8 protein-coding genes and 2 pseudogenes are annotated in these 11585 nt (G+C 29.0%); 6 read left to right on the forward strand and 4 right to left on the reverse strand.

All coding sequences use genetic code 11. From position 1 onward, the window contains the following. The coding region (locus FOT98_RS28090) for a site-specific integrase (RefSeq protein WP_144291193.1) at positions 1 to 696 on the forward strand (696 nt) is incomplete at its 5' end. A gap of 631 nt (positions 697 to 1327) precedes the next feature. Here the strand turns inward: FOT98_RS28090 and FOT98_RS28095 are convergent. Further along, entirely contained in the window at positions 1328 to 3250 is a 1923-nt protein-coding gene (locus FOT98_RS28095; protein ID WP_000105407.1) for an NACHT domain-containing protein, read from the reverse strand. A 312-nt stretch (positions 3251 to 3562) separates the two neighbouring features. Between FOT98_RS28095 and FOT98_RS28100 the strand changes: the two are divergent. Next, positions 3563 to 4685 (forward strand): annotated as a pseudogene (locus tag FOT98_RS28100) (IS3 family transposase). Positions 4686 to 4899: 214 nt separating this feature from the next. Further along, positions 4900 to 5325, forward strand: a complete 426-nt coding sequence (locus tag FOT98_RS28105; protein ID WP_000323497.1) for a hypothetical protein — start codon at positions 4900 to 4902, stop codon at positions 5323 to 5325. A gap of 654 nt (positions 5326 to 5979) precedes the next feature. Here the strand turns inward: FOT98_RS28105 and thsB are convergent. Continuing rightward, on the reverse strand, positions 5980 to 6558 hold the full coding sequence (gene thsB, locus FOT98_RS28110) for a Thoeris anti-phage system ThsA activator ThsB (RefSeq protein WP_001129548.1): 579 nt from the start codon (positions 6556 to 6558) through the stop codon (positions 5980 to 5982). Positions 6559 to 6596: 38 nt separating this feature from the next. Next, entirely contained in the window at positions 6597 to 8027 is a 1431-nt protein-coding gene (gene thsA, locus FOT98_RS28115; RefSeq protein WP_002078322.1) for a Thoeris anti-phage system NAD(+) hydrolase ThsA, read from the reverse strand. Between the two features lie 529 nt (positions 8028 to 8556). Between thsA and FOT98_RS28120 the strand changes: the two genes are divergently transcribed. After that, positions 8557 to 9138, forward strand: a complete 582-nt coding sequence (locus tag FOT98_RS28120; protein WP_000171970.1) for a toll/interleukin-1 receptor domain-containing protein — start codon at positions 8557 to 8559, stop codon at positions 9136 to 9138. Positions 9139 to 9461: 323 nt separating this feature from the next. Here FOT98_RS28120 and FOT98_RS28125 read toward each other — a convergent pair whose 3' ends face one another. Beyond that, the gene (locus FOT98_RS28125) at positions 9462 to 10088 is read right to left on the reverse strand and encodes a hypothetical protein (RefSeq protein WP_000488710.1); all 627 of its coding nucleotides are present in this window, start codon (positions 10086 to 10088) and stop codon (positions 9462 to 9464) included. Positions 10089 to 11086: 998 nt separating this feature from the next. Here FOT98_RS28125 and FOT98_RS28135 point away from each other — a divergent pair. Next, positions 11087 to 11365 carry an ArsR/SmtB family transcription factor gene (locus tag FOT98_RS28135; RefSeq protein ID WP_000029763.1) on the forward strand — a complete coding sequence of 93 codons (279 nt, stop codon included), beginning with the start codon at positions 11087 to 11089 and terminating at the stop codon, positions 11363 to 11365. Between the two features lie 124 nt (positions 11366 to 11489). Then, positions 11490 to 11585, forward strand: a pseudogene (locus FOT98_RS28140) (methyl-accepting chemotaxis protein); the annotation flags it as partial.

Genomic DNA, 11585 nt, shown 5'->3' on the forward strand with positions numbered 1-11585 from the left:
ATGTTTTTAGGTATAGTTAGTCCATTAGATGATATTCATCTCTCTTTAATTCCGGATCAATCACTAAATGACAATGATTTTATTACCGAATTGGAAGAAGCACTTTTAAAACAAACCGTTCTATCAACTAAGGGATTAACAGAGAGACAAGCTAAGTACCGGCCTCTAATCATGGATAGAAACGTTTGTATAATTAATTTAATAGTAAACTATGGTTTGTCTTTGCAAGAGCTTGTATCGCTTAATATGAACCATATACAGTTTGCTAGGAACACTTTAATTGTTCCAGGAGAAAACGGAGTTACTAGATCCATCTTCTTAACAGCCGAAGATACACAACAGCTTTACAAATATTATTCGACTATCCCTGAACCTGTAAGACCTCGGCAGCACACAGATAATCCCCTATTTGTGGCATTTGATTTTAATCGGGGTACTTATCGATGGGTTTACGAAAATGATGCACCAAAGGCTATGTCTGAGGTTGCTATACAAAAGATGATACGACTTGAAGTGAAACGTGCGGAGTTAAATAGGCGTATCTGTGCACAGCAGATGAGAAACACTTTTATTCTCCGTCTTATTAAGCAAGAATTAACTGAAGATGAGTTAGTAAACAGAATGGGATTCAAAACTAAAAATTCCCTAAAAAGATATTTCCAATATTTTAAACATGTTCAACTCAAACACGTATAAAAGGATGTATCAAATGGTACATATCCATCCCTAACCAATGACGCACAATCCATTCAGCGTCTCTTACTTCTGTTATATTTGGTCTAGATACAACAAAGGTTAGCTTGTTATATGAGATGTTCATACTCCGCTATGGGATTCCTTGGAGAAAACACCTTAGTTGTCCGTGAATGACACGATGACATATAAACCATATTAGGCACCTAGATTCAAATATGAATATAGAAGTTGCAAATATATTAAAAAATGTTATTCCGATCAGAAAAAATGATACAATTAAGAGAAAATTTTCTTTTTTAAATAAGCTCTCTTAAAGTAAAATGTTGATATTTAATCATTGAAAAAGGACTGTAAAATTTAGACAGTCCTTTTTCAATGATTATTGAACTAAAATATGCGTTAGCAAACCTTGAACTCATTATTCATAACTGTGAATGAAAGGATTAATGGTTCTTTAATTAAGTAGTTTTACATCGATAGTTTCTGATTTTACAAAGACCTGTAACTACATTAAATAATTTAATTAAATCGATGAAATTTAAAAGAATTTAAGAGCTTTACTTCAACTTCTAAATTAAAGATTAACCTCCTGTACATATTACAATAGTTGTTATATATAATTTAAATCAGACTAAAATCCTTCAACTGAAAAACCTTGGGTAGTATTTTTGTTTGATTCGATTTGCTTTTTATAACTTTTAACTAACTCAAAGTCAAAAATATAATTATTAGCAATTACAAGTTGTAGAGCTTCCAGTTCAATTGAATTTAAGTTCATCATGTTAAATCTCGATAATAACAATCTTTCATCCAACTCTGGTATCGAGGTTGTCCGTGATTTCATTTTCAGTATTGACTTGTTTTTATTTTCCAAAATAGAAAATATCATATAGAACTTATTATTTTCTACGATCTTCATGATTCCAAATGGCTTCTTGTTTATCCAAAAATTTATGGCTACTAAATTTAGTCCATTTACCCCAAGAGATTCCTCTACTTCTTTTACAATCAACTTATGTCTATTTTCGTCATAATTGATCCTTTCCTCTGCTTCTATACGGAATATAGTGTTATAGAATAAAGATTTCAAATCATTATCACTGACACTTTTATCTTCATTCATATAAGCAATATAATCATTTAATATTGGTAAAAGTAAAACTTTATCGAAAGTCTTCATATCTATATCATGATATATATCAAGAAAATTTAAGTAGCTTTCGAATCTTTGACTGTTAAGTATATTTTTTAATATGTCCTCACTTTGATTATTCTTTACGTAAACAGCTGCAAAGTACTCCATAAAGGATTTATGTGTCCATTTAAAATAAACACCAAATTGTAGGAACAACCCTATACTCTTAGTTAAATCATATAGTACATCATCAGGTTTAATTTCTTTTTCTATACCGTAAACATTATTTATAGCTTGATTTATTAGACTTAATAAATCAGACTCCTTAAATTCGATTTTATTTTCTTTAAGACATAAAAATCCAAGATTACTTAGAACTTGAAAAAAATCTGTTTTTGAAAGATTACTTTTTTTCTTTCGAACTAAGTAGTCTTTTGATAAATCATGATCTTGATATAACGCGTTATAAACCTTTTCATAAAATTCATCTTTTTTAGAAGCTAAGTCTCTTTTATGCCTAAATGTGATGTATACTAAAGTAGCTAACAGTGGAACTTCTAAAAATTTTTGAAGGTCCTCAAATTGCCTGTTATTTAAATTATTGCTGATAACATTATGTATCTTCTCAATTAAGTCTTGAGCTAGGTTAATTTTAGTCACATTGTCTATTTTCTCTATGAGACTAAATGTTTCATCTTTTCTTAGTGGCTTAATTTTAGTTTTTTTGAATTGCCCAAAACTAGTTAATCCTTGCTCATGTCTCGAGGTCATAAAAAAAATATTTTTGCTGGTCTTTTGAAAAAAAGCTTTTAATTCTTCTGTAGCTTTCTGTTGAATTTCAAAAGGAATTTCATCATAACCATCCAAGAAAAAGATAAAATCTCCACGATTAATTAGTTCTAAGATAAATTCCTTTTCAACCTCTTTATTAATCATACTTAAGTTCTCAACTATTATATCAATAAGACTTTTTTCTTCCATCTTTTTTAATTCAATGAATATAGGCAAACCTCTATTTTCCTCAATTGAAGCGATAAACATCTTTTTCATTAATGTCGATTTGCCCATTCCTGCCACATCTTCAATTAATATTTTTTCATATTTCTCAACTAATTCGCTATTATATCCATCAATTTTGTATTCTTCTTTTTCGGAAGTTACTAAAGTTAGACTTTGATATATGTCACCAATCTTAATCTGTTCATTACCTAGTGCAATCAAATTTACAGTTTGAAATTCGTTATATGCTGTTTTTAAATACTCATAAAAATTGTCATAAATAGAACCTTCTAATTTTTCATTTAACTCTTTTTTACTATTCCACTTTACAAGTTTTGGTTTTAACCAATCATCAATAAGTGGTTTGATAAATTGTGCAGCAATTGGAGCTCCCGCTTTTGCTAATTCTAATGTACTCATATTCTTATCTCTCCCTTGCATATATAAGAATATTTTACATGATTATCAATAAAATTACATAATTTTCTTTTTAAAATAAATTACTTTAACCTATAACGAATAATTTAAGTTTCAGCTTACTTTACATTTAAATTAAATCAAACGAAGCCATCCTAAAAAAACGAATTAGGACAATAACAAGAATATACTAGTTTATATCAAAATGTACGATTACAGACATATCGAATGGTATTCTGAATCGGCTACACTAAGTTGGACAGATACTATAAGGGCTAGTAGACTTAACATACTAACCTAAGGGAGCGTGCTACTATGTCACGTCAACGTCGAACTTTTACACCAGAATTTAAACTTCAATTAGTAAAGCTATATGGAAATGGAAAGTCCCGTGCAGATATCTGTCGAGAATATGAAATAACGCCTTCTGCGTTGGATCGCTGGATTAAGAATCATCAAGAAACTGGGACATTTACTGCTAAAGAAAATCGGACAGAAGAAGAAAATGAGTTAATCAGATTACGTAAAGAAAATCAACGTTTAATGATGGAGAATGACATTTTAAAGCAAGCAGCGCTGATCATGGGACGAAAATAGATGTGATCCGAAATAACACTCACAAATATTCAGTATCAGCAATGTGTAACGTCCTTAACATCGCCAAAAGTACCTACTACTATCACGCCAAGCCGCGTGAACAAGACGCACATGAAAAAGAAGACGTTGAGCTTTCCAACGAAATAGAACGACTCTTTAAAGAAAGCCGTAGTAACTATGGTACTCGTAAACTCAAAGTAGAATTAAAGAAACAGAAGATGGTCGTTTCTAGACGTCGAATCGGTCGAATTATGAAACAATTAGGACTTGTATCAAATTATACGGTGTCACAATACAAGCCGTATAAACAAACCTGTAATGAAGCACCAATCAAAAATGAGTTACAACGTCAGTTTAAACAAGAAGAGCAATTAGCTGTAGTTGTCAGTGATTTAACATACGTCCGTGTTGAAAAAAATGGCACTATGTATGCTTATTTGTGGACCTTTTCAACCGAGAAATTATAGGTTACAGTGCTGGTCCAAATAAGACAGCAGACCTTGTGTATAAAGCATTAGCGAGTATTAAAGGAAATTTACATAACATCAAGATGTTTCATACAGACCGAGGAAAAGAGTTTGATAATAAACTGATTTCAGAGGCTTTAGAAACATTCAGAATTCAACGATCATTAAGTATGAAGGGCTGCCCCTACGATAACGCTGTGGCCGAAGCGATGTTCAAAGTGTTTAAAACAGAATTCGCAAACGGAGCACACTTCGCTTCTCTTGAACAGCTCGCTCTTGAACTTGATGATTATGTTCATTGGTTTAACAACATTCGAATTCACGGAACACTAGGCTATTTAACGCCAGTGGAATATAAGAAACAGACCTTATAAAAATTGTCCAGTCTAGTGTTGACATTCCACATATAATTTTAATGTAGCTAATCTATTAGGTATGAGAGTATGGGTACTTTTTTTCATCTTACTATCAATATTACTATTTTTATTTATCATACTTTCCCTAAAAAAGTTGAAATCAGGAACAATAAAAAATGGACTTTTAAAGCTATGTTTAAAGGGGATTGTTGCTATTTATAGAAGAAACCCCTTGGCTTATATTTGGAAGCAATGTAACTGGGGAATAAGAGGGATTATAATCATTATATTTGGTATAGGTTCATCTTGGATTTTCTTTCAATATGGATATACAAAAGCTGAGAAAAAAGAAGATTATACAATTGTACAATATAAGGGGAAAGAGTTTGTTATGTTAGATAAAGATAAAAATAGAATGCTTGTATCCCCTCTTACAATAAATAATAATCATTATATGATGTCAAAAAATGAATTTCAATTAATTGAATTTAAACAAGGAAAAGCGGATTCTATTGTATTTAAAGGGAAAAGTTTAGTTGGTGGTTTGCAAGTATCTCCTAATGAGAGGGAGGAGATATTGAAGGAATTAGATAAAACTATCCAGAGTGTCCCTGTTTTAAGAAATTTAATTCCAATTAGTTTGCTAATTGATAAATAGCATATGTCTAGAAAATTGACTAACTAAATTAATGGATTTTTTTAGTTAAGAATAAATGAGAAGACTCATCTCGGATTTTTGTTGATTTGAAAATAAAAAAAGAACTTGTAGGAATCACTACAAGTTCTTTTTGGTTTAAAGCGAATACACGGGAAACATAAATTATCTCATTATTCATAACGGGGAAACCATATTGATTACGGCTTGATTTCATTATATAACGAATATTAACATATAGAGTTTTAGTATTTGAAAATTATGTTAATTAACAACCAAAAATCCGCCTTCCCCATAAAAATTCCAATTATTAATTTTATATAAAGTACTTTAGATCAATATCTATATCATAATAAATTATAAAAAATATAAGGATAGGTAAATAGAGAAGAATGGTGCATTCTTACTGAAAGATATTTATCTATATTTAAAAATAATATAGATGTTTTTCATGTACATATAGTTATAAGTAACTATTAATTGTAAGAATACCATCATTCATCACTTTTTCTTTTTAAAATAACCTAAATATAAATTAATGTGTAATTTCTATATAACAAAGAAAAAAGCACCTACTTTTATAGGTACTTTTCTTATTTAATCATTTTGTATCTAATCCCAATAGCAATTCTATTTATAATTTTATCCAAAACTTAATTAGTTCACCCAAGAGGAAAATTTGTTATATCCATCATCAGCAACCCAATCATACACACGATAAACCGATGACAAACTATAGAATTTTCCTCTAAGTGATTCTGGAGCAATTTGATTCACCCTATATGGTGCCAAATCCTTATATTCCTCCCATTTTCCCCCTGTCCACTCATACAAATGTAACTGTTTGCCGTCTGAACTATATTGATACCCTAAATAATCGAAAGGATTAGGCCCTTTACTTTTAATATTTCCATATTTATCTTTAAAAGCATTAATATGAATTCCTATTATCTTATTTCCTTTTTCTATACTTTTCATAATTTCATATCTCACCCATCTTCTATTAAAAGTCTGAGATCCAATTAAAACACATGTAACTGAGGTATTGTTTAGCCCGCCATTTATTAATCTTTTAAGTGCTATATCACTTGTTTTTTTTGCATCTTCCCAAAGAGATGCATCAAAGACCCCCGCAGCACTTTGATTTAATTTTGTTACCCAATGATTTCTTACAACATTTACTCTAAAATCAATTACATCTTGATAATGGAAACTAAAAAAAACTCTTTTCGCCATAATTTAACAGTTCCTCTCTGATTAATAATCAGTAATGATTAGTTGGATAGGATTTCTACAAACTCTATTATAGTGTTAATCAGTTCCTCTATTGATAATGCTTCATTATTCAATTCTCCGAACAATTTTTTCATCCTTGCATCAGCACCTGGGTAATACGTTTCAAATTCCTCATTTACTTTATTCCATAAATCTTTTGCAATATAACCAGTTGCACCTACCGGAACAACGTAATTATTTTGTTCAAAAGAAATATTAAATTCAGATTGGACACCCTTAGCCTTAACAACCTGTCCCTTGTCTATTTTATTTCCATATAAAAAGATGCTTACCCCAGTTCTTGTAATCATATCTCGTCTATATTTATCCCATTGCTCTTCGCCCTTTTTCCCCTGTGGAAACGGTCTTAGAATAAGTCTATCATCATCTATAGTTCCCTGGTTCATATACAATTCTTCTAGAACTCCATTGATAACAAAACTCCCTACACCAAGTCCAAAACCAGATACTATATTAAAATCCTTTCTAATTAATTCTTTACTTAACTGATGAATGAATTGTTCAGCATGTTCTGTCTCCCAATGATTATATTCAACCGCACTACCAGATAAAAATACTGTTTTAGTTTTTATATTATTTTCAATTCGTTGTAATATCTCGGTAATCTCATTGTAATTATTAAGTACAATAGTCTTTATATTAAAACGTGATAAATCACTAATAAATAATTCCTGTTTTCTTACTCTATACTCAAAATCCGCCTCTAATTCATCTGGTCTTCGCTCTTCTTTTTTTATTAAACAATAGTGTCTTCTTTGATCCCTTTCATAAGCACTCCTTACTCGACTTAATATATAATCTAGATTGGGATCAGTAAAACTAAATCCAACAAATAAAAATGTCTTAGAAACTAGATCCCCACTCAACGCCTTAATATACGGATCCATTTTTATAGAATACTTTTCATAATCATCTTTAATCAAAACTGCCTCAGAGGGATGTTCCACGTCTCCATGCATTTTATATACAACTGCATCTCTTTTTACCTTTGTAGTAGCTAATTGTTTTACCGTATACTTTACATCAGCAATCTTATTTTCTTCTTCTAATGCCTTTTCAATTAACCTATCATAATTTGTCGTCCAATAAGTATGAATTGGTAATCGAGCTAAAATTTTGTGATTTTCAGTTAAATCTACTTTTCGAGAAAATTCATCTAGGATAATTTGATTAATTCTACCTCTATTACCCTGATTCTCATTACAATAATATTGCGCCAAGCTTACTAAATCATTTTCTTTATTTACATCTAATCCAATTTCTTGAGCAATAGGCTCCAATAACTTCGCCCAACTAACATACCCAACAGACATTGATAAACCCGCTCCTGCAAAAATTGCAGCATTCTCTTCCATAACTTCTTTTGTAAAATCTTTAATAAATAGTTCAACTATTGGATTCATTTTCATTCCCCTTACCTAATATACAAATTTACATTTATTACATAAATATTTTATCATATAATAAAATTTCGTATAACAAATCAATTTCTTAATAAAATTATTAAACTTACTATTTAATTGATTGCTTCCTCGTTGGTGGCACTTCTGTAATTCAAATGGTTCTAATTATCGCAATATATTAGTAAATTAATTATAAATTTCTAAAAACATAATAAAATTAGTCTTCAAATAGATATATAAGCATTAATATCAGCTTTTTCGTTTAAAATTAATGGCTTCGATAAGTTTAACAGTTTGTATGTTCTTAAAATTTTTTAAATGAATTACTAAATCAAAAATAGATTAAAATTTTTAATTTATAAATAAAAAAAGCGGTATTTTCAGCATAAAATTAAGCTTATTTTAACGATTATCATTACAATAGACTCCATTATAAACTCATCTATAAAAAATATATAACTTTCATATAAATATAAAATAATCCATATATACGATAAAGTATAATAATACTGTTAAAGAGAAGGGAGAACTGAAATTGACACTATTCACCGAAAACGATTTACTTAATAATTCTTATAAATCAATTCAAAAAAGTTATCATTTTAGCGAAAATCAAGCTGCAAAAAATATACTAGAACAAGCATACAAAAATTACGATAAAAATAAAATTTACGATATATTTCTATCTCACAGTTTTTTGGATGCTCGAAAAATTTTAGGATTAAAAAACTATATTGAAGGTTTGGGTTATTCTGTATATGTTGATTGGATTGAAGATAAACAATTAGATCGCTCAAAAGTTTCAAAAGAAACTGCTGGTATTTTAAGAGAACGTATGCAAAGTTGTAAGTCATTGTTCTTTGCTATATCAGAAAACTCAGATCATTCTTTATGGATGCCTTGGGAATTGGGATACTTTGATGGTATTAAACAAAAAGTAGCCATTTTACCAGTTTTAAAAAGCAGCTATGATGATAGTTACAACGGCCAAGAATATCTAGGATTATATCCATATGTTGCTAAAGGGACGATAATAAATTCAACACAGGAAGAAATTTGGATACATAGTTCCCAAAAGCAATATGTCCGTTTTAGAAATTGGTTACAGCAAAATTAATTTTATAATAAAATATAAATCGTTAGACTCCAAAAACCAGTGATATCCATATGTGTGTATACTATCACTGGTTTTCATCAGTTTAACAATTGGATTACATCATAGTCCTCTTCCTCTTATTTGACTTCACGTTTATTATATTTTTTATATACCTAGAAAAAACAACCAGGTATCTTTTCTTTTATTTTGAGAAATCTATGCCCTTAATTCCGCAGGTAACTTTTTAAATTTAAAGGCATAAATGCATAGGAATCAGAAAATATATTTCATTTAATAAGTAAATATGTATTATATAAATTATATAATACGCATTCTTTATAATCTTATTTATTTAAATGCGATGTCAATTCAAGAGATACTATTTCATTCAATTCTCTTATGTTCCCATCTAATTTTAACAAATAATTTTTCAACTCGTTTTTTGTTTCAAAAACTCCCTCAGTATAAATCGTTTCAAAAAATAAATTGCTTTTTTCATACAAATTAAAATCCTCTATTTCAACAATCATTTCAATAACTTCATCTTCTATCTTTCTGATTTCAATCAAGTTATTTTTAAACGTTTGTTTTAATTCAACATTTAAATTATGATTTAACAAGAAACGATTAATATCTTCAATATTTCTTTGTATTTTATCAAACCTTCTTTTCAACATATGAAGCATTACAACTTTCTTTTTTATAAGCTTATTTTTATCTTTATCTTCATTACTTGCGAAATTCCAATAAACAGTAGCCATCGCCACCAGCATAGCACCAAAGGTAGAATTTGTAGATTTTATTATTTCGGTATTCGTATCCATATTAAATCTTTTAGCAATCAACGAACTTATTCCTTCTAAGCCAGCAAATAAACTAAAATATAGCAATATTGATACAAAACCAAATACTACAGAAAAAATTATTAATTTTAAAACTGTTGCCTTCCAATTAGTTTTTTTTCTAAACATAAAATATTCTCCTTATTAATTTCTTTATTACATTATATAACAAATTATAGATTTATTTATTCTTCTCTCAAAAAAGAAATCAAAATGGTTATGGGTTTCAATTTAAAAATATCTTCCTTTATCCAATATTGGAACCTAATCTATTTTTTTGAGTTTACACTAACCTTATTTTTAAAAAATAGTTAAAACAATAAATTTATTCTAACAACAAGATAGTAATCCGTTGTTTGTAAAGGTATACCTTTACAAACGATGGGTCCATATTCATGAAACATTGAAATATCAAATTTATAAAGGTGATATAAATAATTTTATAAACGTTTATTTTTGTTGAGCACCTTTATAAAGTAACCCTTTTATTTGTTTTTCTACCTGTATGTTTAAAATTCAATGAGAGCAAATTTATAAAATGTTTCTGCAACATTCTCCTCAAGATGATAAGAAATATATTTCTTCAATCCCTTCATTGACATGGGCTTTTCATCTTTGAAAGCAATCGTCTAATCCATTAAGAAACTTCAATTCCAGGATGAAATTGCAATCAAACAGCTATATTTCATCCCATGTTTACCAAATAAACCGTTGGTGATTCACGTAATTTACATAAGAAAACAAAAAAGACTATTCCCCTCAAATAAATACAATAATTGCAAAGATACTACAATCAATTTATTACAATATCCATTATCCTTATAGTTGGATTTTGTTTTATAACCATATTTTATAGGTGTTAAATTAAAAGTTCTTTAAGGTTTAAGACCTCTCTTTATTTATAGAAAAGGAATCAGTAAATACCTTGAAGTAATTATTAAAATTCGCTCTTACTTTACAATACCAACGCTTTTTCATCCTCTACTTGATAAAGGGCAAGCACAATTTCACTTATAAAAATGTTAACATTCTATAATATATTTTTATAAAGTTATTAATCATTATATATAGTTTTATATTTTTTATTTAAACAGCAATAGAAATACACGTTAGGGAGAAAAATTTAAATGTCTATTTACAAAGAAAACGCTAACCTTTTAAAGGCAATATCACATTCAATAAGAATCAAAATAATAATAGAACTTACTAAAAGAGGTCCATGCAATGTAAATCAAATAGCAGACTTTTTAGAAAGGCCACAGTCTACCACATCTCAACATCTAGCCGTAATGAAATCACAAAAAATACTAGCTAGCAATAGAAAGGGATACGAAACTTATTATAGTGTGCAAGATAAAAGAATAAATACCCTTATAGAGGTGCTATTAGGACAAAAAATCAAATGATTATAATAATCAACAAAATAGTAAGTATCATATTTAAGTGCGGAGGAGAAATTTGTGGGAAATACAATAAAAGTAGGTACAATTATTCAAATCTTCTCTAATGAAAAATTAACTGGAAGAACCTATCACTAACATTGCCGAACAAACCAATCTTCTCGCATTAAACGCTGCTATTGAAGCTGCGCGTGCTGGAGAAAATGGAAAAGGGTTTGCAGTAGTT

This window comes from Bacillus sp. HY001, assembly GCF_007558965.1.
Classification (GTDB): Bacteria; Bacillota; Bacilli; order Bacillales; family Bacillaceae_G; genus Bacillus_A; species Bacillus_A mobilis.

What these genes read in the sequence shown, in the direction of transcription:
- FOT98_RS28095 (WP_000105407.1), bottom strand. Translation starts at nt 3,250, where the DNA reads ATGAGTACATTAGAATTAGCAAAAGCGGGAGCTCCAATTGCTGCACAA.
- thsB (WP_001129548.1), bottom strand. Translation starts at nt 6,558, where the DNA reads ATGGCGAAAAGAGTTTTTTTTAGTTTCCATTATCAAGATGTAATTGAT.
- thsA (WP_002078322.1), bottom strand. Translation starts at nt 8,027, where the DNA reads ATGAAAATGAATCCAATAGTTGAACTATTTATTAAAGATTTTACAAAA.
- FOT98_RS28125 (WP_000488710.1), bottom strand. Translation starts at nt 10,088, where the DNA reads ATGTTTAGAAAAAAAACTAATTGGAAGGCAACAGTTTTAAAATTAATA.
- FOT98_RS28135 (WP_000029763.1), top strand. Translation starts at nt 11,087, where the DNA reads ATGTCTATTTACAAAGAAAACGCTAACCTTTTAAAGGCAATATCACAT.